Genomic DNA, 22,323 nt, shown 5'->3' on the forward strand with positions numbered 1-22,323 from the left:
AAATCCAACTAGGGGGTAATTAAACCACAGATACTTTAATTAAGGGGTCTTTAATTTTTATATAACTAATTTATTTTGCGCCTGCGATTAAGTAGGGTAGAGTAGGCTTATTTTTATCCTAGAATGATTTGTATTTAATAGATAAAGAAATAGATAATTCTATAGAATGGATAAAAAAGATATTATTGGGTGAGTGTAAATCTTTCTAACATACACAAACAAAGATAAATAGTTAAAATAGCCTTTTATTTTTAAGTATACTAAGTAGCTTTGCTAAAGCTAATTGAAAAGCAATTTAAAAAAATCTAAAATCTATTGAATTAAGAAAGTAACAGTAATATGGCAATGGCCAAGATAGAGAAAAGAACTCCGATGAGATTAATTTTTGATAGTTTTTCTTTAAAAAGAAAATACCCGATGAGTGTTCCCAATATAATAACGCCAAAGTTCATGCCTGCAAAAACTGTTGTTGGATTACTGGAAAAAACTTGGTGTGCTTTCATATAAAAAACTATGTTGATAAAATTTAAAACCCCTAAGGCAATTCCAAATAAGATTGTTTGTTTGTTTATTTGGAGGATTTGTTTTTTACCAAATATCAATAAAATAACAAAATAGAGTAGTCCTAGAATAAAAGCGCTAGCAAAAACATAAAATAAACTACTTGTATATGGTATAGTACTATAAAGGGCTAGTTGTTTAAAAAGAATATCAATAAGTCCAAAGCCTATAAAGACAATGACTGGAAAGTAAATAGAGTTATTATTTAATGTTGTGTTTTGAGATTTTGGTAAATAAGATCGATTTAAAATTAAATAAACGGAAATAAGTCCAATGCCCAGGGCAAGATATCTTATGGGAGAGATCTGTTCCTTGAAAAGAAAAACTGCCGCAACAATGGGAATAAATAAACTCATTCGCTGTGCAATATCGGTGCGAATTATACCGGCATACAAAACAGAATAGTACTGTGCTAAAAATAAGGAAGGCATTAATAAGGCCAATAAACCAATTGTGATTACAGGTAAATCTCCTGGGATAGCTGTCAAATCAACATGGAAGATAAAATAGGACAGACTAGTTGTTATTATATAATTTAAAAGGACCATTAAAAAAATATTTGTTGATAATCCTTTGGAATACTTAAACAGAACACCAACTAAAACACTACCTAAAATACTTAGAAATAAGTATAACATAAAAATCGATTTATTTAACAAGCCCAATATTACTAAGAATTCTTATGCCATAAAAGTGTTTTACTTTTTTAATATTTAATTACAGGTAATTTCAAAGCAAATTTAGTAGCGCAGAAATTACCATATTTGCTTTTATAAAAAATAAGTTTTCAAATAGACCAAAAGCAAAAATCTCTTTAAACTAGCAAATTCATTTTAAAAGTAGATAAACATACAAAGTAAAGTAAGTTAGGGGATTTAAAAAATCCTATTTTACATAATATACATTATGATTCAATAGTAGCTTAATTATTTAATCTTGTTTTAATGTTCTGATTCTATGCAGCAAAATTTTAAATTTTATTTATTTGATAAAAAAGTACTCTTTAAAGACTAGAATAATAAAGAAAAAGTTTACTTTTGCCGAAATGATTTTTTATTAAAAGATTTATACTGTGGAAAACGCTAATGCATTAAAACTAATAAAACAGATTCAGTCTGATTTAATTTCAGATGGTCTTGTTGTAGATAACATCGTTGCTAATCTAAAAAAATTAAGAGAATTTGCTCTTTTAGAAGAAAAACCAGTTTTGGTTAAAGCAATTCGATTAACTTATGAGCACCTAGAAAATAATAATGCTTTTTTAATTGCGATCCCTACGGATGAGCCAATCGAAGAAAATGAACAAACTATTGAGCAAAGCTCCACTTCAGACAATGATTTAGAGAGTCTTCAATATTTAATATCACTTTTTAAAGATATTAATAACAAACATAATTTAGCAGATCTAAGAGAATATAATACTAAATTACAAGCTTTTTAGTTGTCTGTTTAATCATACTAATAAAGGAGCGTTATTTTACCAAAAATAACGCTCCTTTATTATATATAACATATTTATAGTATTTTAGACCAAAAAATAAACGAGACTAAAAATGATTAAATTATTTAAATTAATAGCTACTTTAGAGGGTATCTCCCTTCTACTGCTCCTATTTGTTGGAATGCCTTTAAAATATGTATTAGAGTCCCCTTTGACTGTAAAATACGTGGGATGGGCTCATGGATTACTATTTATAGCCTATGTGGTTCTGGCCACAGTATTAAAACCTGATGAAAAATGGAGTTTTAAAACCTATGTTTTAGTCTTAATAGCCTCTTTGCTACCGTTTGGAACTTTTGTTATGGAAGCAAAATTATTAAAGAATCACCCTGCGTTAAAGTAAAAATATAATATAAAAGCTTCTCTATTATAGAGAAGCTTTTTTTATTCCATCCTCTATGATTTGCTTATGATCAAAAGCCAAATCGGGTAAATTATCTAACGTAAACCACCCTAATTGTTTTGCATCATCACTGGCCTTTCCTTGTATATCAGAATCAACAATACCAAGATATGCGATGCTAACAATATGAGCTCTAGGATCTCTGTTTTCTTTTCCGTATGCTCCGATTTGTTGCAGATTTTCGCATTTTATTTGTGTTTCCTCTAACAATTCTCTAGCAGCTGCATGCTCTAAATCCTCATTTTGGTCCACAAACCCACCTGGTAAGGCCCAAAAATCTTTAAAAGGATCATTTTTTCTTTTTATTAATAAAACTCTAATATTTTGCTTTTTTTTTATAATTACTGCATCAACAGTAATAAAAATGTTAGATTTTCTAGTCATAGATATGGTTTAAGGTTTGTTTATTTAGATAAATAAAGAGATTTTTATATATTTTATTTCAAATTTACATATTTTTAAAAACTTTACATTATATTTGCCTTATAAAGCGATTAGTAAAAAAACAATATTAATTATCAGTTAGTGGAAATTAAAATTACAACTATGAAAAAATTAACATTACCTTTATTGGCATCTTTGTTAGTAGTTGGGTCTGCTGTGGCTCAAGAAAAAAACTATAACAGATGGTCAATTGACTTAAATGGTGGTTTTGCAAAACCAGCTAGAACAGTTACATCAGGTCACTCTGCTGAAACTTTCAAAAACTTACACTTAGACGGTGGAGTTCGTTATAGCTTAAATAACAAATTTGGTATTAAAGCTTCATTTGGTTATGATAACCTTAAAAAATGGACTAATAATGCTACTAACGCGCACACAGAGTACTACAGAACAAGTTTAGAAGGGGTTGTAAACTTAGGACGTATCTTAAACTTCGAGAACTGGACTAACACAATTAACGTTCAAGCTCACGCAGGGGGAGGATACTCTTGGTTAAATGGAAACAACTTTAGTGGTACAGATAACATGGGTCATGTAATGGCTGGGTTAACAGGACAAATTAAAGTTCTTCAAAGAATTGCATTAAATGCTGACTTTACAGTTATTCAAAACGTTCAACAAAATCAAAACTGGGATGGTATGTCTGCGACACACAGATCTACTTTCCAAGGAACTATGTTCAATGCTACAGTAGGAGTTTCTATTTATTTAGGAAAATATTACCAGCATGCTGACTGGTATTCTGATTCTGCTAGAGAGAACGAAGAAATCTTAGCATTAAACAACAGAGTATCTAACATTGAAAACATGTTAGTTGATTCTGACGGAGATGGTGTGCCAGATTACTTAGATTTAGAGCCTAATACACCAGCTGGTGCTTTAGTGGATTCTAGAGGACGTAACATTGATTTAAATAACAATGGTATTGCAGATAACATCGAAAGATTTATCGAAGATAAATACGGAGATTTAGGAAACAACATCCAAGGTGATGATGCTCAAATGATCAAAGAATTAATCAACAAAGGATACGTTGCTGCTTACTTCGATTTCGATAAAGCTGAGCCAAGTACAGTTGAAGGAATTAACTTCATTGTAACTTATCTTAAAAATAACCCATCAGCTAAAGTTGATGTTCAAGGTTATGCTGACGCTATTGGAAACAAAGCTTACAACGATAAATTATCAACTAGACGTGCTGAAGCAGTTAAACAAATCTTAGTTAACTCAGGAATTGATGCTTCAAGAATTACTGCTGTTGGTGAAGGAATTGATAACCAAGTTAACAAATCTTCAGCTCAAGCTCGTAAGATCGCAAGAAAAGTTGTGTTCACAATTAAATAATTGTAAAATACAATACTTAAATAAATTAAGCGCAAGATTTTATTCTTGCGCTTTTTTGTTTTATAATAACTAACTTTGCTCCTACTTAAGTAATGTTATGAAATTTAAAATAAAATCAGATTATAAACCTACGGGGGATCAGCCAACGGCTATAAAGAAACTAAGTCAAGGAATCATTGATGGTGAAAAGTATCAAACTCTTGTAGGTGTAACTGGTTCAGGAAAAACTTTTACAGCAGCCAATGTTATTCAACAGGTTCAACGCCCTACTATTGTGTTGGCTCATAACAAAACTCTAGCTGCACAATTATACACGGAGTTTAAAAATTTCTTTCCAGATAATGCCGTTGAATATTTCGTTTCTTATTATGATTATTATCAGCCCGAGGCCTTTATACCTGTTACTGGGCAGTATATAGAGAAAGATCTTTCTATTAATGAGGAATTAGAAAAAATGCGACTTAGTACTACCTCTGCTCTACTCTCGGGTAGACGTGATGTGTTAGTTGTAGCTTCGGTATCTTGTTTATATGGTATTGGAAACCCTACTGAATTCCAGAAAAATGTAATTTCTTTAGAATTAGATCAACAAATAAGTCGTACAAAAGTATTACATCGCTTAGTACAGAGCTTATATGCACGTACCGAGGCGGATTTCACACCAGGTACATTCCGTATCAAAGGTGATATTATTGAAATATTTCCTAGTTATGCCGATAATCCTTTCCGCATTCATTTCTTTGGAGACGAAATTGAAGATATTGAAGTCTTTGATGTGAGTACTTCAGCGGTTATTGAAAAATATACGCAATTAAACATTTATCCTGCAAATATGTTTGTTACCTCTCCTGATGTTTTACAAAAAGCCATATGGGAGATTCAACAAGACTTAGTTAAGCAAGTGGATTACTTTAAAGAAATTGGTAAACATCTAGAGGCTAAGCGTTTGGAGGAACGCACTAATTTTGATTTGGAGATGATTCGTGAGTTGGGTTATTGTTCTGGGATTGAAAACTATTCACGTTATTTAGATGGTCGAGATGCTGGTAGCCGTCCCTTTTGTTTATTGGACTATTTTCCTGATGATTATTTGATGATTGTCGACGAATCCCATGTTACCATCTCTCAGGTACATGCAATGTATGGCGGAGATCGATCAAGAAAGGAAAATTTAGTAGAGTACGGTTTTAGACTCCCAGCAGCTTTAGATAATAGGCCTCTTAAATTTGAAGAGTTCGAGATGATGCAAAACCAAGTTTTATTTGTCTCGGCTACCCCTGCGGATTACGAGTTGGAAAAATCAGAAGGGGTTTACGTTGAACAATTAATTAGACCCACTGGATTACTTGACCCTATTATCGAGGTGAGACCCACAGAGAATCAAATTGATAACTTAATTGAAGAGATTCATTCTCGCGTTGAATTAGATCAAAGGATACTAGTAACTACACTTACCAAGCGTATGGCCGAGGAGTTGGCAAAATACTTTACCAAGGTTGGTATTCGTTGTAGGTATGTACACTCTGATATAGACACATTAGAACGTGTTGAAATAATGCAAGATTTAAGAAAAGGATTGTTTGATGTTTTAATCGGTGTGAATTTACTTCGAGAGGGATTAGATTTACCTGAGGTTTCATTAGTTGCTATTTTAGATGCAGATAAGGAAGGTTTTTTAAGAAGTCATCGCTCGCTTACTCAAACGGTGGGGCGTGCTGCAAGAAACGTAAATGGGATGGCAATTATGTATGGAGATAAAATTACAGCCAGTATGCAAAAGACCATCGATGAGACAAACTATCGCAGGGACAAGCAAATGGCTTATAATAAAAAACATAACATTACTCCCACTGCTATTAATAAGGCAATAAAAAGCGATTTGTTAAAACCGTCTTATGATGAGCTAGTCAAGCAAGAGGTCCAAAAAACCACCGAGCAAGAGATTAGACTTTTATCAAAAGTAGATATTGAAAAATTGATTCGTCAAAAGAGAAAAGAAATGGAAACGGCGGCTAAAGAATTAGACTTTATTAATGCTGCGCGTTTACGTGATGAAATTAAATTATTAAAAGATAAACTTTAGTTTTTTTATTTACCTTTACATAAATTAATAAATAATGACAAATAACGATATTTTTAAAAAATTACGAGTAGCCTTACAACTTAGAGATGATCAAATTGTAGAGATTTTAGAGTTAGTAGACTTCCGTATTTCTAAAGGAGAGGTAGGTAACTTTTTTAGAAACGCAGAGCATCCAAAATATGTTGAATGTGGAGATCAAATACTGCGAAATTTTTTAAATGGTCTAGTGATTTACTTAAGAGGAACCAAAGAGTCTCCTAAAGACCCTATGGAAGTACTTAAAGCTAATAAAGAACAAGTTGAAAATTCAAAAACTTTTAAAACTAAAAAAGAAAGCGAATTTAAGACCTCTTCTACTTCGCCTAAGAAAAACTTCTCTGCAAAAAAAGTACAAGATAAATCAAAAACGTTTAAAGCAAGAGACAATAAAAATCCTCTTGCGGGTATAAAATTTAATAACGGTAAGAAAAATAAAGAATAAGGACTCTTTTAACGATACAGTAATAAATTTAAAAAAAGGTATAGTGAATTAGATAATAAAGGCTAATACACTGTGCCTTTTTTAGTTAAATACTTTTAATATTTAACAATACCTTGTTAAAGTATTAAAGGCCTGAAATAACTGGCCTGTTTTTTGCAAGGCTAATAGGTATAATGTCCTTATTAATACAACATTTTTTTGTTGGTAAGAGTATGTAATTGATGTAAATTGCTAATTCTTATAATTATAATTTTATTTATGAAAAAAACCTTGCTAATTGGCTTACTATTAAGTGGTAATTTGCTTTTTGCACAAAACACTTTTAGTATTTCTCAAGCTACTTTTGGAGCATCAGAGGAATTTGCTCCAACAAAAATAATTGCTCCAAAGTGGAAAGATGATCAAGCTTTTTCTCTATTGAGCACAAATGGTGATAGTTTATTACTTAAGACTAAAGATAATAAGTGGAATAGCCAACTGGTTTTAACAACCAAAGACTTAGAAAATATACTAAATAGCTCGTTGAAGTATACTTCGTTTGATTTAAAAAGAATTCCGCATGATTTAAAATGGATTAATCCAGATGAAATTACCTTTACAGCATTAGAGCAAGCAGGTAAATTTAAATATAATGTTAGAGTAAATTTAAAAACTAATAAAGTTGTAAATAGTTTTGTTTACAATAGTGCTGCCACCGAGGAGATTATATCTAGAAATCAAGACTATTTGGCTTGGTTAAAACAGAATAATATTGTTATAACCAGTTCAAAAGGTGAAGATATTGTGGTTACCAATGATCCAACAACAGATATTGTTAATGGAAGTTCGTTTACTCACCGTCAGGAATTTGGAGTAACACAAGGTATGTGGTGGAGTCCAAAACAAGATCAACTTTTATATTACAGAAATGATCAAAGTTTTGTTTCGGATTATCCTATGATAGATTGGCAAGGTAGAATAGCCAAATCTAGCGATATAAAGTATCCAATGGCTGGTATGCCAAATGAGAGGGTTTCTTTGGTAATCTATGATGTATATACAAAAGAAAAAATCACTCTTAAAACAGGCTATGAAGACCAGTTTTTAACTATGGTTACTTGGGACCCAAGTGGTAATTACATTTACGTAGGGGTGTTGAATCGCCAACAAAATCACTTGAAACTAAATCAATACAATGCAGCTACAGGTGCTTTTGAGAAAACTTTGTTTGAACAAAAGGTAGATACCTATATTGAGCCATCTCAAGGATTAGTATTTTTACCTAATGATCCAAAGAGTTTTATTTACTTTAGTGACCAAGATGGGTATAGACAAATGTACCTATATAATACCGATGGGAAACTAGAGAAAAAATTAGGATTTGAACAGGTTATAGTAGATCAGTTTTTAGGCTTTGACCCTAGTGGTGATCAAGCTTTTTACATTGGTATAACAAATAATGGGTTAGATAAACAACTCTTTAGTGTTGATTTAAAAAAGAGTAAAACCCAACAAATAACTGAGAAATCTGGTACACATCAAGCAATTTTGAATCCTTCTAGAACTTTGTTTTTAGATCAATTCAATAGTATTGAAATTCCATATAAATTTTCTGTAGAAAGTGTATCTACTAGAAAATCAGAGGAAATTTTAAATGCCACTGATCCCTTTGAACATATAATTGATATGCCAAAAATGGATTTAGTAGAAATTAAAGCTGCTGATAATTCTACTATTTTAAATGGTCGAATTATTTATCCATTAAATTTTAATCCAAATAAACAATATCCCGTAATGGTTTATGTTTATGGAGGGCCTAATGCCCAATTAATTACCAATTCTTGGCTGGCAGGTTCTAATTTATTTATGCAGTATATGGCACAAAATGGATATATTGTATTTACTCTTGATAATCGTGGAAGTAAGAACAGAGGACGTGATTTTGAACAAGTTATTCATAAGGAATTAGGAAAAGCAGAAATGGCAGACCAATTAAAAGGAATTGATTACTTAAAAACACTTCCTTTTGTGAACCAAGATAAAATTGGCGTATATGGATGGAGCTTTGGTGGCTTTATGGCCACTTCTCTAGTTTTGAACTACCCGGATATTTTCAAAGTAGCTGTAGCAGGAGGTCCTGTAATGGATTGGAAGTCTTACGAAGTAATGTATGGGGAGCGTTATATGGATACTCCAATGGAAAATCCTCAGGGATATGAAGCCAATAATTTAATTAATCAAGCTGATAAATTACAAAATAAATTACTGATTATTCACGGTGCTTTAGATCCTGTTGTTTTACAACAACATTCTATGAATTTCATCCAGGCTTGTATTCAAGCTAACAAACAAGTAGATTATTTCTTGTATCCAACACATCAACATAATGTTTTGGGTAAAGATAGAGAACATTTAAATACAAAAATAGCTAATTACTTTTTTGATTACTTGGCTAAACCAATAAAAGAGTAAAGAAAGTTTTTACAAATCAAGTATAGACAAGCTCCAAAAAGTTAAGTACTTTTTGGAGCTTTTTTTATAAAAAAAAGCAACTAAAGAGATTAGCTGCTTTTAATAGTTTGTAAATTGTATGTAAGATATATTTTATCTATTGATTCCCTTTTTGATAATCAGCTAAGAATTGAGCCAATCCATTGTCTGTTAAAGGGTGTTTTAATAATCCTGTAATAGCACTTAAAGGACCTGTCATAACATCAGCTCCAATTTTTGCACAGTTTACAATATGCATTGTATGACGTACAGAAGCAGCCAATATTTGTGTTTCATAGGCATAGTTGTCATAAATTTGGCGAATTTCCTCAATTAAAACTAACCCATCTGTACAAATATCATCTAATCTACCAATAAAAGGAGATACATAAGTGGCTCCAGCTTTGGCGGCAAGTAATGCTTGTCCAGCTGAAAAAACTAAAGTGACATTTGTTTTAATTCCTTTAGAAGAGAAATACTTACATGCCTTGATTCCATCTTTAGTCATAGGTAATTTTACCACAATTTGAGGATTAAGACTAGCTAGCTTCTCACCTTCTTGAATCATTCCTTGGTAATCCACAGAGATTACTTCAGCACTAACATCTCCATCAACAATTTCGCAAATTGCTTTGTAATGATTTAAGATATTTTGCTCCCCGGTGATGCCTTCCTTGGCCATTAAAGAAGGGTTAGTGGTTACTCCATCAAGAACTCCCAATGCCTCTGCTTCCTTAATTTGCTCTAGGTTGGCTGTGTCAATAAAAAATTTCATAGTAAATATATTTCTTATATATGTTATGTTGTAGGTCAAAATTACAATTAAATCTTGGTATATAAGCTATTTTATAGGTAATTTATTCTTTAATATGATAATGGTTCATCAAGAGTCTCTCATATGTTTTACTTGGCAAAATTTTTCTTAAAAATAAAGAAAATTTCTGTAAAGGTTCTCCTACTTTATATCGAACTGCTGGTTTTGGAGTATTTATAATCTTGTAAATTTGCTTGGCCATTTGTATTGGATCACTTCCAGAATCTACATGTGAATTGGCCATTTCTAAAGACATTTTATAGGTTTCTTTATAAGGTGAGTCCTCTAAAACTGGCGCATGGTATCTTCGTTGAGCGATATCAGTGGCAAAGTCCCCAGGTGCTACATTAGTTACTTGAATTTTATATGGTTTAAGTTCCATTCGAAGACTCTCGGTAACCATTTCTAAGGCACTTTTTGATGCACAATAAATTCCTCTAAAAGGTAAGCCCATGTATCCAGCTATAGAAGTAACATTGATTATTAAGCCACTTTTATGTTCACGCATACTTGGAAGCACTGCTTTTATTACTTCAATAGGACCAAAAACATTTGTTTGAAAATTATTTAGGATTTCTTGACCTGACACCTCTTCTATGGCTCCTGTTATTCCTACTCCTGCATTGTTTATTAAAATGTCTATTTTATTTTGCTCCATTAAAACTTGATTTATAGCATTTTTAATGCTTTCTGGCTCACGTACATCTAGCGCTACTAGTTTAAACTTGCTTTGTTTAACATTTTGTGGATTGCGACTTGTTCCATAAACAATAAATCCTTTTTCTGTTAAATACTCTCCTACACATTTCCCTATGCCGGAAGAACCTCCTGTTATAAAAACAACTTTATTCATTAGATAATATATATTTTAACAAATATAAGACTATGTATGATATATTAAAAGCTAGGTAAAGATTATGAAAGTCTTTATATTTGACCCACTAACTAAAAAAACTTTTTTATTGTGATTAAAAAAACCCTATTTTTAAGCCTTTTGGGAGCCTCAATGGCCTTGGTGTCATGCAACACCGCTAAAACATCGAATCAGAGTATAGGTTCAGTAGAACAACAAACTCCTTATTGGCACAATGTAAATCAAGATTCTTTAAGTAAGTACTTAAAAGTTATTACATCGGAACATTTAGAAGGTCGTAGAACTGGTGAGCCAGGACAAAAACGCGCTGCAGCTTACTTGGAAAAGCACTATGTAAACAACGGAATTTCTGCTCCTACTGGAGCTGACTCTTATTTTCAAGAGGTTCCAGCTAGCTTTATGAAAACAAAGGCTAATTTAAAAGATAGTGAAAATGTATGGGCATTTATTCCAGGGAGTGAAAAACCGGAAGAAGTCTTAATTGTTACCGCTCACTATGACCATATGGGACTAGATAAAGGAGAGTATCATTATGGCGCGGATGATAATGGTTCTGGTACAGTGGCTGTTATGGAAATTGCTAGAGTATTCCAAGACTTAGCCAAAAAAGGTATATCACCTAAGCGTTCTGTTTTATTTATTCACCTAACTGGTGAAGAGTTTGGTTTATGGGGATCAAGATATTACGTTGAGAATCCTATTGTACCTTTAGAAAACTCCATATCAAATATAAATATTGATATGATTGGTAGAAGAAGTTATGAATATCCTACTCAAGATGATTATGTTTTTGTTATCGGAGCCGATAAAATTAGTCAAGATTTACATGATGCTGTTGAAAAGTCAAATAAAGAGTCTGTAGGAATTGATTTAGATTATAAGTTTAATGATGATAACGATCCGCAGAGAATTTACTACAGATCGGATCATTATAGTTTTGCTAAACACGGGATTCCTGCAGTTTTTTTCTACAACGGAGCCCACGAGGATTACCACACGCCAAGAGATACATATGATCGAATTGACATGGATTTACTAACAAAAAGAACACAATTAATATTCGCAACTGCTTGGGAATTAGCTAATCAAGATGAAAGACCACAAGTTACAGAAAAGTAAAATACTGCAAATTAAAACCATAGATATTTCGCTATTTATACTATGTTTTATAAATTTAATTTTATGGGTTTTTAGAGCAATCTATGTTTTTGAAATCCAAACAACTGGTATATTTAAATGGGTATATGATAATTTATTTACCCCTATGGTTCTAGCACTTTTTATTTTACCTACTTTAGTTATTGTAAGTACAATTAATCGAGCAATTAGTCTTGATTCTTTTGTGTTTCTTTCCTTAAAGTGTATTGTTTTAAATATCATATTATTGTTTATTTTAAAATAAATACCTTTGGAATAACTAACTTGAATGTCGATAAATAAAGATATAAACGTCTGTTTTTTAAAGCAGACGTTTTTTTATTTCTATAACGTTATTTTTTTAGCAAAAGCAGTAAATATCAAGGACATTTATTTAGGCCTTTTAAAAAAATAATGGCCATCTACGGTTTTATATATCTACAAAATCTTTTGTTTATTCATAATAAACTCGATAAGACCTAAACTTAAAAAGTAGTGTTGTTTATCATAAATTTATTATTGTTAAAGTATGGTGGGTAAGCCTTTAAAACTATCAAATATTTTTACAAAAACAGATTTGGGTTGTTGTGTAATACATCCTTTAAAATTAAAACACTTCTTTGCATGGTTTGCGTATCTAAATGGCCAAAACCTAAGCGTAAAGCAGTAAGGGATCTATCTTGATATAAAACATGCTTTGGAATAAATAAGCCTTGCTTATGACATAAATTACTTAATAAAAGTAAATTAATCGGCTTGTTGGCCACTAGCCAGAAAGCCAAGCCATTACTTGGTATACTCCAGTTAAAGTATTGCTTTAAGTGGGTGTTTAATAGGATGTCGAAATTATCTCGCCTTTTTTTATAAATAATGATACTTTTATTTAAGTGTTTAATAGCACTCCCCTCTTCTATCATCTCCCCTAGTGCTAGTTCCATTAGAACATTACCATGTCGGTCTAACAAACAAAGGTACTTTTGTAACTCCAAAATAAGGTTATCGGGAGCTACTATAAAACTAGCTCTAAACCCAGGTGCTAAACTCTTACCAAAGGAACCTAAGTAAACAACTGAACCTCGGGTGTCTTTTGTGGCTATAGATAAATCTTTGCCAGCATCGTACTTGAAATCATAATCACTGGCATCCTCTAAAATTATAAAACCATACTTTTTTGAAAGCTCTAATAATCTTTCTCTTTCCTTGGCCTCCATAACTCCAGTGGTTGGGTAATGTCCCTCTGGCATGGTATATACCATTCGAACAGGATATAATTGACATAATTTCTCTAAGCTATCCAAAGAAAGTACACCATCTTTTAAATCAACTGTTTTAATGGTGGCTCCTGCTTTTTGAAAAATCATGTTTGCGGCAAAATAACTTAGTTTTCCCACAACAACAATATCATTTTGCTGTAAAACAACTTGACAAAAGATGTATAAGCTCATCTCTAGACTTCTACTAATTAAAAGATTACTTTTTCTTATATGTAAAGCTCTCGTTAAATTCAAGTAATTACAAAGTTGCATTTTTAAATACTCTGCATTATTATGATGATAATAACCCATTTTTTTTTGATTACTTTTCCTTTTCATATTAGCTGAGTATAAAGAAATTAACTCCTGTATATGGGTTAAAGCTACATCAGGTGTCCCATCATTAAATACAATAGGGCAATTTGTATATTCAAAGGGGTCACGAAGTAAATTAGATTCTTTGAAAGCAAAGGCTGTTTGATTAGAAAAAACTTGCTTTTTTACATTTTTAATTACAGGTTTAATTCCTTGTCTTTTGGTATAAGGTATAACAAAAGCTCCGCTTTTATTTTTTATTTCAATCCAGCCTTGATCTTGTAATTCATTATAAGCTTTTGTAATGGTATTTCTGTGTACTTGTAAGTCATTACTTAATACTCTACTCCCGGGTAATCGCTGATTGCAAATCAGCAATCCTCGTTGAATACCATGAATTATAGCATCGGTGATTTGTAAGTATAAAGCTGTAGAACTTTGTTTATCTAGTTCTACAAAGTTTTTAAAAGAGAATCTAACTGGACTATTCATTATAATATATCTGGTACCCGTTTGTTTTTATAAAACTTCCGAGTTTTGTCCCAAATATAAAAATATGCAACAAACTATACAACAGATTATAAAAAACAATGAGCTACATGCAAAGTGGTTAAATACTTTGTCTTATTTAGAAAATGTAGGCGCTAGAAAAATTTCGGCCTGTGAGCAAGATCACACTGTGGATTTAATACAACTAAAGCATGCAGCAGAGGAACATCGTCATGCCTATTATTTAAAAAAGCAAATTAGTAAGGTTTTACCAGAAAGTAATTATAATTATAACCCAGGTGAATTATTAGCTGCGATACAGACTAAACATTATTTAAATGCTTTAGATCTAAAAGTGGCTCGCTTTTTAAAGAACAAATACCATTTAAATGAAAAAGATTTAAAATATGCTTGTTATCTGTTTGTGACCTATGCCATTGAAGTAAGGGCCGATATTCTTTATCCGATTTATCAAGAGCAGTTGAATTTACAAAAAAGTAAAGTTTTAGTCAAGTCTATTATCCTGGAGGAAGAAGGTCATCTTCAAGAAATGGTTGAACAACTAAATAGATTTGATAAAGATTGGCAAGATGCCGCTAGTATAGCAATCAGTTTTGAGCAAGAATTATTTAATTACTGGTTAAAAGGGGTTAAAAAAGAGCTTAAAAAGCATGAGGTTGTTAAATAGTGTTTGGCAAAATCTACTTGAAGATAAAAAGCATAATGGAGCCTTTAGAGAGTTAGAGATCAAAGATGAAAAATTTATTGACTTTTACAGCAATGATTATCTAGGTTTTGCTACGGATCAGCAATTGCAATACCAAATTCTAAAAGATTTACAACGAAATCCTGATGCCCTAACAGGTAGCAAAGGTTCTAGATTAATTACTGGTAGTAGTTTAGAGTTGCAAGCATTAGAAAATTACATTGCACAGATGCATCAATTTGAAAGTGCTTTGTTTTTTCAAAGCGGGTATACAGCCAATTTAGCACTATTTAGCAGTCTTTTAAAAAAGGGAGATACATATATTTTGGATGAGTTAATTCACCGCTCGGTTATCGATGGGTGCCGACTCAGTAATGCAAATAGATTTAAGTTTAAACACAACGACATGGTTGATCTTGGCAATAAAATAAAACAAGGCAAAGGAAATGTGATAGTTGTTGTAGAGAGTTTATATTCTATGGATGGTGATTTTGCTGATTTAGTCACAATTAGTGCTATTTGCAAAAAATATAATGCCCATTTAATTGTAGATGAAGCTCATAGCATGGGAGTTTTTGGCTATGGTCTATCCGAGCAGTTGGGATTACAAAAGCAGTTATTGGCCTGTGTGAAAACCTATGGAAAGGCCATGGGAGTGCAAGGTGCTGTGGTTTTAAGTTCCAGACTAATCAGAGATTATCTAATAAATTTTGCTTCAAGCTTTATTTTTTCAACTGGCATAAGTAATGCTCATGTAATGGCAGTGAGTAACAGTTATTTGAAACTGGAAAAAAGCCAAAGTACACTACAGAAATTACAATCTAATATTGATTTGTTTTTGTCTTTGTATGGTGGTAGTTTAAAAACAAAGGGCAGTCCTATTCAAGTTTTATTTGAAGACGAAGTTTTAGATACTACCATTTTTAAAAAAGATTTAATCCAAAATAAACTACGCCTTTATTTGGTTAAATCCCCTAGCGTTGCAAAAGATAAACAGCGCTATAGAATTTGTATTCATGCCAACCATAAATTACAAGAAATAGAACTTTTATGTAAAATAATAAATAAAAATTTAAAAACATGCACCAGTATTTTATAACAGGCATAGGAACAGAAATAGGTAAAACTCTAACTAGTGCCATTTTAGTACAGTATTTTAAAGCAAGTTATTTCAAGCCCATTCAATCAGGAGATTTAAATAAATCAGACACCATGAGAATTAAAGAATTATGTGAAGATCTAAAACATGCCTATTTAGAGACCTATGCATTAAAATTAGCCAGTTCACCTCATAAGTCTGCAGCCCTGGAAAATATAACAATAGACTTAGATACCATTTGTATACCCAAGACATCACATAACTTAATAATCGAGGGAGCTGGAGGTTTATTTGTTCCTTGTAATCAACAGCATTTTATAATTGACCTGATACAGAACTTAAAACTACCTGTGATTCTTGTGGTTAAGGACTACCTAGGGTGCATAAATCACACTATTTTATCTGTTTCAGCTTTACAAAGTCGTGGCATAAACTTAAAGTATGTTGTTTTTAACGGGGACTTTGATGTTTCCACTAAACAAATAATTATTAAACATTTACCAAAAGGTACCTCTATTATAGAAATACCTTTTTTAAATCAGATAGATAGAAAAACCATTTTAGAAACAGCAAATAATTTAAAAATTTATAACCTATGAGTAACCTTGTTAGACATAATTGGAGTAAACAAGAAATTTTAGATATATATAATATGCCACTTTTAGAGTTGATCTATAAAAGTGCAACAGTTCATAGAGCTTATCATAATCCGCAAGAGATTCAGCTCTCTACTTTATTATCCATAAAAACAGGAGGATGTCCAGAGGATTGTTCCTATTGTGGGCAAGCAGCCAGGTATCATACCGATATAAAAGTCCAAGCTTTGTTACCAACTCAAACGGTCTTAGAACGTGCTAAAAAGGCTAAAGAAAACGGTTCTTCTAGGTTTTGTATGGCGGCAGCCTGGCGTGAAGTCAGAGATAATAGGGACTTTGATCGTGTCTTAGAAATGGTAAAAGGCGTTAATGAATTAGGGTTAGAGGTTTGCTGTACCCTTGGCATGCTCAGTGAACAACAGGCTGAACGATTGCAACAAGCTGGTCTTTATGCCTATAACCATAATATTGACACATCGGCCGAACATTATAATGATGTAATCTCTACTAGAAACTTTGATAATCGATTAAACACTATTAGCAATGTAAGAAAGGCTGGCATTACAGTTTGTTCGGGAGGTATCATAGGCCTTGGAGAAACAACTTTAGATAGAATATCCATGTTGCATACTCTTGCCAATATGGATAAACACCCGGAATCTGTTCCTATCAATGCTTTAGCAAGGGTTAAAGGAACCCCTTTACAGGATTATCCAAAAGTTAATATTTGGGATATGGTAAGGATGATTGCTACAACTCGTATTATAATGCCTACAACTATGGTTCGATTAAGCGCGGGGCGAATAGAAATGAACGAGCAAGAACAAGCTTTTTGTTTTATGGCCGGTGCAAATTCTATTTTTACTGGGGAAGATCAAACTTTACTAGTTACCCCTAACCCATCCTCAAATCAAGATTTAGAACTATTGAAAAATTTAGGTTTAATGCCAATGTATAAAAATAAAGAAAAAGAATGTTAGAATCCCTTGAACAGCGCGATTTAAAAGTAAATTGGCATCCTTATACTCAGATGAAAACTGCACATGGACCAATTGCAATAACCCATGGTAAACAAGCCTATATTTATGATGAAAATGGCAATAAGTATATTGATGCTGTATCCTCATGGTGGGTTACTTTGCATGGCCATGCTCACCCTTATATTGCGCAAAAAGTATATGACCAATTACAAAGCATCGAGCAGGTAATCTTTGCTGGCTTTACCCACAAACCAGCTGTTGAATTATCAGAACGATTGTTAAAACTTTTACCTAAGAATCAAGAAAAGGTTTTTTATAGTGACAATGGCTCCACAGCCATTGAAGTAGGTATAAAAATGTGTTTGCAATATTTTTATAATCAAAATCAATCCAAAAGTACTATTGTGGCCTTTAAAAATGCTTACCACGGAGATACCTTTGGAGCAATGAGTGTTAGTGCAAGAGGAATTTGGACTGATCCTTTTTTAAAACAACTTTTTAACGTTGTTTTTATCGATCCACCTACTCCAACAAATTTTAAGAGCAATAAAAAAATTATAGATAAACACGCTGATGATATAGCTTGTTTTATCTATGAACCTTTAATTCAAGGAGCTGCAGGTATGCAAATGCATCAAGCAAAAGATCTAGACTTATTGTTAAGCTATTGCAAAAGTAAATCCATTTTGTTGATTCAAGACGAAATATTTGTTGGTTTTGGTAGAACTGGTAAATTATTTGCTGCCGATCATTTAAATACAAGTCCGGATATTATGTGTTTTTCAAAAGGCTTAACAGGAGGGACTATGGCCATGGGAGTTACCACTTGTAGTGATTTAATATATCAGGCTTTTTATAGTGATGATAAAACTAAAGCCCTTTTTCATGGACATTCTTTTACGGCAAGCCCTTTGGCATGTAGTGCTTCTTTGGCTAGCCTAGATCTTTTACTTTCCAAAGCTTGTCAAGATGATATTCAAAGAATAAGTCAAAGTCACTTGGATTTTAAAAAAATAATACAAACTCATCCTAAAGTAAAAAATGTACGTTGTTGTGGAACTATTTTTGCTATGGAATGGATAACAAATGAGCATACTTCCTATTTTAGTGATATGCATGATATTTTATATCCGTATTTTTTAGAAAAAGGAATTCTTATGCGTCCTTTAGGTAATATAATCTACTTGGTACCACCCTATTGTATAACAGATAAGGATTTAGATTATATTTATAAAACCATTTTAAAGGCATTAGATAAAATTTAATAGATATTTTTAAAGGTGTAGTAAGGTTACTTTGTAAGTTACTTTATTACATCTTTTTTCTTTATTTATTTTTCTTGTTATACAACAGGTTTAAAAAAACAAAGGGATTCTTTAAAAAAGAATCCCTTTGTTTTGGGTGATTAATGGGTTTCGAACCCACGACCTTCGGAACCACAATCCGACGCTCTAACCAGCTGAGCTATAACCACCGTGTTTAATTTTAGTTATATCATGATATTTTGGGTGATTAATGGGTTTCGAACCCACGACCTTCGGAACCACAATCCGACGCTCTAACCAGCTGAGCTATAACCACCGTGTTTAATTTAGTTATATCATGATATTTTGGGTGATTAATGGGTTTCGAACCCACGACCTTCGGAACCACAATCCGACGCTCTAACCAGCTGAGCTATAACCACCGTGTTATTGTTTAACGGTTGCAAATTTAGCCATTTTTCTATATTTGACAAGCTTTTTTGCAAAAAAAAACAACTATTTTATAACAAATCTCCTAACGTATTGACTGCTAAATACCTCTCAACTGTAAAACCTTCTGCAAAATCTGTATTAATGAGTCTGCCTAGGTCCATGGCGCGATAGGTGATACTGTCTAAGAAATTTTTTGAGGTAATTGGCGTACTTGGTTCTTTTGAATTTTCATCAAAAAATTGTGTCTTATAAGCCATTACTGCCTTTACCTTTTGATCCATGTAACCGGTGACATCTACCACAAAATCTGGCTCTATATTTTGCCATTGGATATAATGGAAAACAAGTCTTGGTCTAAATGCTTGTTGTTGTTGACCCTCTAAGTGAGTTTTAATTTTTCGAAGACCCGATAAAAAACAAGCATCAGAGACAAGGCTACTACCTTTTCCGTGATCAATGTGTCTGTCTTTAATTGCATTACAAATTACAATATCTGGTTGATATTTACGAATCATCTTTATAATCTCTAATTGGTGATCTTTATCATTGATAAAAAAACCATCTGCAAAACCTAAATTCTCGCGAATCTCTACTCCAAGTATTTTAGCAGCATCACTAGCTTCTTGTTTTCTTGTAAACTCGGTACCTCTGGTTCCTAGTTCTCCCTTGGTTAAATCAACAATTCCCACTTTTTTCCCTAAAGCGACCTCTTTTGCTAGAGTGGCTCCACAACCTAATTCAACGTCATCTGGGTGGGCTCCAAAGGCTAATATATCTAATTTCATCTTTATTAGTTTAATATTTTTTTCATTGTACTACTTTTATTTACCGTCTCTAAAAACTCTAGAGATGGATTACTATCTTTTGTAATCCCACACCCAATGTATAAATCAACAGAATCTTGTTTAATACTCATACATCGTAGATTTACATACAAATCTGTTGCTTGACTCTGGGGATTATTTGCGCAAAAATTCAGCTCCCCTAAATAACCTGCGTAATATTCTCGATTGTATCCCTCTTGGTTGATTAAAAAATCCAAAGCCGGTTGTTTTGGCATTCCGCACACTGCCGGAGTTGGATGTAATGCCTCTACAATGGGTCTTAAGTCTTGTTGTTTTAATTTAGCATAAATATCTGTACAGATGTGCATTACCTTTGCTGCGCTTTTTGTATATGGCTTGGAACAAGTTATTTCTTGACTAAAGGGACTCAATCCTTGGATAATAAAGTCGGTTACAAATTGCTGCTCTTGTTTTTCTTTGTCTCCCCAATCTACTTGCTTTTGTCCCAAATTTACCTGTGTACCAGCCAAAGCCATTGTATGGAGTATATCTTTATTTAAATTTAATAATGTTTCGGGAGTTGCTCCACACCACAGACCAATCTCTGGGTGATATACAATAGAGCAAAAAGCAGTTGGATATGAACTTGATAAGTTTTGAAACAGTAAGATAAGATTAGTTACTTTAATATCTAAGGTTTCTTTGCGAGAAGCAACTACCTTTGAAAAACTTTGTTCACCGATAGCCTTTATACATCTTTTGACTAAATCCTCAAAGTTATTTTGGTTATCATTATCTGTAACATCTTGTAAATATGTTGTTTGCTCTATATTTATCTTACTTAAATCATGCTTAATTATCTGTGACTTTTGTGTGGGAATATAAAATCTTTCTCCCTTAAAAAAAGGTGCAAATACAAAACCTTGCTCATCGAAGTTTTCAACTTTATATAATTGCTTATCATCTTGGAAGATTCCAAATGCTTGACATGAATCTGCCTTTCGATATATAGCAAAAGGCATCTGTAGAGTATAATGTTCCTCTAATTTTTCAAATAATTCCATGTTATGCCCTGTCTATTACAATATTAGTTATTTTACAAATAGATATTAATTGATCATTATCATCTGTAATTCGTATTTCCCATAAATGTACGGTTCTTCCTCGGTGTAAAAGTTTGGCGGTTCCTATAACTCTTCCAGCTCTTTTACTTTTTACATGATTGGCAGAAATTTCAATACCTCGTACCTCTTGGGTTGTGGTATTAATAAGCATTAAAGAAGCTCCACTTCCCAAGCTTTCAGCTAAAGCAACGCTTGCCCCACCATGTAAAAGCCCCATTGGTTGATGAACCGTTGAGTTAACGGGCATTGTGGCTACTAAATAATCTGGTCCAGCATCTATAAATTCAATACCTAGAGTTTGCATCAAGGTGTTTTTTGAAATTCGAGAAAACATTTCTAAAACTTCAGTTTTATTAAAATCTTTTTTACTGTTTTTGCTCATAGGAATGCAAAGTTAGGAGCTAGCAAAGATATAGCTCTTAATTTTAAAGTAAAAATTAGTTTGATATCTTAAAATAAATATAATTATTCCCGTTTTTTAAAATTCAAGAGCTTTAATCTTCCACAAAGCTCTAGGATTATCGTATTTTTTAGTAATTTTAGACCCTCGTAGAAACAAGATACGAAAAAAATAATAAAACTACAATGGAACAGATCCAACAAGAAGTTCATAATGCTTATGAAGTTATAAAAAACGGAGGTATTATTTTATACCCTACAGACACCATTTGGGGTATAGGATGTGATGCAAATAACCCAGAAGCAATTAAAAAGATATTTGCCTTAAAAAGACGTGTTGAGACTAAAAGCATGATTGTTTTAGTTAATGGTGATCGTTTAATGCACCATATCTTTACTCAAATACCAGAGGTTGCATGGGATATTATAGATTACAGTGAAAAACCAACTACTTTAATACTGGATAATCCAAAGAATGTAGCCAAAGAATTAATCAGTAGTGATAATTCCTTAGGAGTTCGCTTGGTAAAAGATCCTTTTTGTTATAAGTTAATAGAGAGAATGAAGTCTGCTTTGGTTTCAACCTCTGCAAATATCAGTGGTCAACCCTCTCCTAGAAATTACTATGATATTTCTTTAGATATAATACAAGGGGTGGATTATATTGTTAATCTAAGGCAAGAAGAAACAAAAACAGCCCAGCCATCCACTATTATTAAACTAAAACAAAACAATCAAGTAACAATACTTAGAAAATAAGCTATTTTAA

General features: G+C 32.4%; 21 protein-coding genes and 3 tRNA genes. 13 read left to right on the plus strand and 11 right to left on the minus strand.

All coding sequences use genetic code 11. The features are described 5' to 3' along the window. Positions 1 to 320: 320 nt before the first annotated feature. The gene (locus ACYSNV_RS05050) at positions 321 to 1,199 is read right to left on the minus strand and encodes an EamA/RhaT family transporter (RefSeq protein ID WP_461761479.1); all 879 of its coding nucleotides are present in this window, start codon (positions 1,197 to 1,199) and stop codon (positions 321 to 323) included. Positions 1,200 to 1,633: 434 nt separating this feature from the next. Between ACYSNV_RS05050 and ACYSNV_RS05055 the strand changes: the two genes are divergently transcribed. Next, a complete protein-coding gene (locus tag ACYSNV_RS05055; RefSeq protein WP_461761480.1) occupies positions 1,634 to 2,002 on the plus strand; it encodes a hypothetical protein in 369 nt (122 codons plus the stop codon). 112 nt (positions 2,003 to 2,114) lie between these two features. Further along, positions 2,115 to 2,405, plus strand: a complete 291-nt coding sequence (locus tag ACYSNV_RS05060) for a DUF3817 domain-containing protein (RefSeq protein ID WP_461761481.1) — start codon at positions 2,115 to 2,117, stop codon at positions 2,403 to 2,405. A gap of 24 nt (positions 2,406 to 2,429) precedes the next feature. Here the strand turns inward: ACYSNV_RS05060 and ACYSNV_RS05065 are convergent, their stop codons facing one another. Continuing rightward, entirely contained in the window at positions 2,430 to 2,849 is a 420-nt protein-coding gene (locus ACYSNV_RS05065) for an NUDIX domain-containing protein (protein WP_461761482.1), read from the minus strand. A gap of 162 nt (positions 2,850 to 3,011) precedes the next feature. Here ACYSNV_RS05065 and ACYSNV_RS05070 point away from each other — a divergent pair, with 162 nt between their 5' ends. The 4 genes from ACYSNV_RS05070 to ACYSNV_RS05085 all read left to right on the plus strand — a co-directional run bounded on the left by ACYSNV_RS05070 (position 3,012) and on the right by ACYSNV_RS05085 (position 9,268). Continuing rightward, the gene (locus ACYSNV_RS05070; RefSeq protein ID WP_461761483.1) at positions 3,012 to 4,253 is read left to right on the plus strand and encodes an OmpA family protein; all 1,242 of its coding nucleotides are present in this window, start codon (positions 3,012 to 3,014) and stop codon (positions 4,251 to 4,253) included. Positions 4,254 to 4,350: 97 nt separating this feature from the next. Further along, on the plus strand, positions 4,351 to 6,336 hold the full coding sequence (gene uvrB, locus ACYSNV_RS05075; RefSeq protein ID WP_461761484.1) for an excinuclease ABC subunit UvrB: 1,986 nt from the start codon (positions 4,351 to 4,353) through the stop codon (positions 6,334 to 6,336). 34 nt (positions 6,337 to 6,370) lie between these two features. Continuing rightward, on the plus strand, positions 6,371 to 6,817 hold the full coding sequence (locus ACYSNV_RS05080; protein ID WP_461761485.1) for a DUF1456 family protein: 447 nt from the start codon (positions 6,371 to 6,373) through the stop codon (positions 6,815 to 6,817). Positions 6,818 to 7,075: 258 nt separating this feature from the next. Beyond that, positions 7,076 to 9,268 carry a S9 family peptidase gene (locus ACYSNV_RS05085; RefSeq protein WP_461761486.1) on the plus strand — a complete coding sequence of 731 codons (2,193 nt, stop codon included), beginning with the start codon at positions 7,076 to 7,078 and terminating at the stop codon, positions 9,266 to 9,268. Between the two features lie 136 nt (positions 9,269 to 9,404). Here ACYSNV_RS05085 and fsa read toward each other — a convergent pair whose 3' ends face one another. Both fsa and ACYSNV_RS05095 read right to left on the minus strand, forming a co-directional pair. Beyond that, complete coding sequence (gene fsa / locus ACYSNV_RS05090; protein ID WP_461761487.1) at positions 9,405 to 10,061, minus strand: fructose-6-phosphate aldolase; 657 nt, start codon at positions 10,059 to 10,061, stop codon at positions 9,405 to 9,407. Between the two features lie 82 nt (positions 10,062 to 10,143). Next, positions 10,144 to 10,953 carry an SDR family oxidoreductase gene (locus ACYSNV_RS05095; RefSeq protein WP_461761488.1) on the minus strand — a complete coding sequence of 270 codons (810 nt, stop codon included), beginning with the start codon at positions 10,951 to 10,953 and terminating at the stop codon, positions 10,144 to 10,146. Positions 10,954 to 11,067: 114 nt separating this feature from the next. On the opposite strand from ACYSNV_RS05095, the gene ACYSNV_RS05100 reads away from it, so the two are divergent. Continuing rightward, positions 11,068 to 12,093, plus strand: coding sequence for a M28 family metallopeptidase (locus ACYSNV_RS05100; protein ID WP_461761734.1), 1,026 nt, complete (start codon positions 11,068 to 11,070; stop codon positions 12,091 to 12,093). A gap of 581 nt (positions 12,094 to 12,674) precedes the next feature. Here the strand turns inward: ACYSNV_RS05100 and ACYSNV_RS05105 are convergent. After that, positions 12,675 to 14,171, minus strand: coding sequence for an aminotransferase-like domain-containing protein (locus ACYSNV_RS05105; RefSeq protein WP_461761489.1), 1,497 nt, complete (start codon positions 14,169 to 14,171; stop codon positions 12,675 to 12,677). Between the two features lie 64 nt (positions 14,172 to 14,235). Between ACYSNV_RS05105 and ACYSNV_RS05110 the strand changes: the two genes are divergently transcribed. The 5 genes from ACYSNV_RS05110 to bioA are packed head-to-tail and all read left to right on the plus strand — an operon-like array spanning position 14,236 to position 18,814. Beyond that, positions 14,236 to 14,856: a hypothetical protein gene (locus ACYSNV_RS05110; protein ID WP_461761490.1), complete on the plus strand. Its 621-nt coding sequence runs from the start codon at positions 14,236 to 14,238 to the stop codon at positions 14,854 to 14,856. Next, entirely contained in the window at positions 14,840 to 15,973 is a 1,134-nt protein-coding gene (locus ACYSNV_RS05115; protein ID WP_461761491.1) for an aminotransferase class I/II-fold pyridoxal phosphate-dependent enzyme, read from the plus strand. Before ACYSNV_RS05110 ends, ACYSNV_RS05115 begins: the two co-directional genes overlap by 17 nt. Further along, positions 15,955 to 16,572 carry a dethiobiotin synthase gene (gene bioD, locus ACYSNV_RS05120; protein ID WP_461761492.1) on the plus strand — a complete coding sequence of 206 codons (618 nt, stop codon included), beginning with the start codon at positions 15,955 to 15,957 and terminating at the stop codon, positions 16,570 to 16,572. Before ACYSNV_RS05115 ends, bioD begins: the two co-directional genes overlap by 19 nt. Continuing rightward, the gene (gene bioB, locus ACYSNV_RS05125) at positions 16,569 to 17,549 is read left to right on the plus strand and encodes a biotin synthase BioB (protein WP_461761493.1); all 981 of its coding nucleotides are present in this window, start codon (positions 16,569 to 16,571) and stop codon (positions 17,547 to 17,549) included. Before bioD ends, bioB begins: the two co-directional genes overlap by 4 nt. Beyond that, complete coding sequence (bioA, locus tag ACYSNV_RS05130) at positions 17,543 to 18,814, plus strand: adenosylmethionine--8-amino-7-oxononanoate transaminase (RefSeq protein WP_461761494.1); 1,272 nt, start codon at positions 17,543 to 17,545, stop codon at positions 18,812 to 18,814. The genes bioB and bioA overlap by 7 nt, the downstream gene beginning before the upstream one ends. 135 nt (positions 18,815 to 18,949) lie before the next feature. Here the strand turns inward: bioA and ACYSNV_RS05135 are convergent. The 6 genes from ACYSNV_RS05135 to ACYSNV_RS05160 form a co-directional block, all read right to left on the minus strand. Beyond that, positions 18,950 to 19,023 (minus strand) — tRNA-His (locus ACYSNV_RS05135). 33 nt (positions 19,024 to 19,056) lie between these two features. Further along, positions 19,057 to 19,130, minus strand: a tRNA-His gene (locus ACYSNV_RS05140). Between the two features lie 32 nt (positions 19,131 to 19,162). After that, positions 19,163 to 19,236, minus strand: a tRNA-His gene (locus ACYSNV_RS05145). A 78-nt stretch (positions 19,237 to 19,314) separates the two neighbouring features. Beyond that, the gene (bshB1, locus tag ACYSNV_RS05150; RefSeq protein ID WP_461761495.1) at positions 19,315 to 20,031 is read right to left on the minus strand and encodes a bacillithiol biosynthesis deacetylase BshB1; all 717 of its coding nucleotides are present in this window, start codon (positions 20,029 to 20,031) and stop codon (positions 19,315 to 19,317) included. 5 nt (positions 20,032 to 20,036) lie between these two features. Further along, a complete protein-coding gene (locus ACYSNV_RS05155; RefSeq protein ID WP_461761496.1) occupies positions 20,037 to 21,095 on the minus strand; it encodes a chorismate-binding protein in 1,059 nt (352 codons plus the stop codon). 1 nt (position 21,096) lies between these two features. Further along, complete coding sequence (locus tag ACYSNV_RS05160) at positions 21,097 to 21,537, minus strand: PaaI family thioesterase (RefSeq protein ID WP_461761497.1); 441 nt, start codon at positions 21,535 to 21,537, stop codon at positions 21,097 to 21,099. A 203-nt stretch (positions 21,538 to 21,740) separates the two neighbouring features. Here ACYSNV_RS05160 and ACYSNV_RS05165 point away from each other — a divergent pair, with 203 nt between their 5' ends. Continuing rightward, positions 21,741 to 22,313 carry an L-threonylcarbamoyladenylate synthase gene (locus ACYSNV_RS05165; protein ID WP_461761498.1) on the plus strand — a complete coding sequence of 191 codons (573 nt, stop codon included), beginning with the start codon at positions 21,741 to 21,743 and terminating at the stop codon, positions 22,311 to 22,313. The last annotated feature ends 10 nt before the right edge of the window (positions 22,314 to 22,323 follow it).

The sequence above is a fragment of the Myroides sp. LJL119 genome (genome assembly GCF_054871605.1).

Bases quoted from the DNA above. Each gene is read 5' to 3' on its own strand.
- ACYSNV_RS05050 (WP_461761479.1), bottom strand. From the start codon at position 1,199: ATGTTATACTTATTTCTAAGTATTTTAGGTAGTGTTTTAGTTGGTGTT.
- ACYSNV_RS05060 (WP_461761481.1), top strand. From the start codon at position 2,115: ATGATTAAATTATTTAAATTAATAGCTACTTTAGAGGGTATCTCCCTT.
- ACYSNV_RS05065 (WP_461761482.1), bottom strand. From the start codon at position 2,849: ATGACTAGAAAATCTAACATTTTTATTACTGTTGATGCAGTAATTATA.
- ACYSNV_RS05070 (WP_461761483.1), top strand. From the start codon at position 3,012: ATGAAAAAATTAACATTACCTTTATTGGCATCTTTGTTAGTAGTTGGG.
- uvrB (WP_461761484.1), top strand. From the start codon at position 4,351: ATGAAATTTAAAATAAAATCAGATTATAAACCTACGGGGGATCAGCCA.
- ACYSNV_RS05080 (WP_461761485.1), top strand. From the start codon at position 6,371: ATGACAAATAACGATATTTTTAAAAAATTACGAGTAGCCTTACAACTT.
- ACYSNV_RS05085 (WP_461761486.1), top strand. From the start codon at position 7,076: ATGAAAAAAACCTTGCTAATTGGCTTACTATTAAGTGGTAATTTGCTT.
- fsa (WP_461761487.1), bottom strand. From the start codon at position 10,061: ATGAAATTTTTTATTGACACAGCCAACCTAGAGCAAATTAAGGAAGCA.
- ACYSNV_RS05095 (WP_461761488.1), bottom strand. From the start codon at position 10,953: ATGAATAAAGTTGTTTTTATAACAGGAGGTTCTTCCGGCATAGGGAAA.
- ACYSNV_RS05105 (WP_461761489.1), bottom strand. From the start codon at position 14,171: ATGAATAGTCCAGTTAGATTCTCTTTTAAAAACTTTGTAGAACTAGAT.
- ACYSNV_RS05110 (WP_461761490.1), top strand. From the start codon at position 14,236: ATGCAACAAACTATACAACAGATTATAAAAAACAATGAGCTACATGCA.
- ACYSNV_RS05115 (WP_461761491.1), top strand. From the start codon at position 14,840: ATGAGGTTGTTAAATAGTGTTTGGCAAAATCTACTTGAAGATAAAAAG.
- bioD (WP_461761492.1), top strand. From the start codon at position 15,955: ATGCACCAGTATTTTATAACAGGCATAGGAACAGAAATAGGTAAAACT.
- bioB (WP_461761493.1), top strand. From the start codon at position 16,569: ATGAGTAACCTTGTTAGACATAATTGGAGTAAACAAGAAATTTTAGAT.
- bioA (WP_461761494.1), top strand. From the start codon at position 17,543: ATGTTAGAATCCCTTGAACAGCGCGATTTAAAAGTAAATTGGCATCCT.
- bshB1 (WP_461761495.1), bottom strand. From the start codon at position 20,031: ATGAAATTAGATATATTAGCCTTTGGAGCCCACCCAGATGACGTTGAA.
- ACYSNV_RS05155 (WP_461761496.1), bottom strand. From the start codon at position 21,095: ATGGAATTATTTGAAAAATTAGAGGAACATTATACTCTACAGATGCCT.
- ACYSNV_RS05160 (WP_461761497.1), bottom strand. From the start codon at position 21,537: ATGAGCAAAAACAGTAAAAAAGATTTTAATAAAACTGAAGTTTTAGAA.
- ACYSNV_RS05165 (WP_461761498.1), top strand. From the start codon at position 21,741: ATGGAACAGATCCAACAAGAAGTTCATAATGCTTATGAAGTTATAAAA.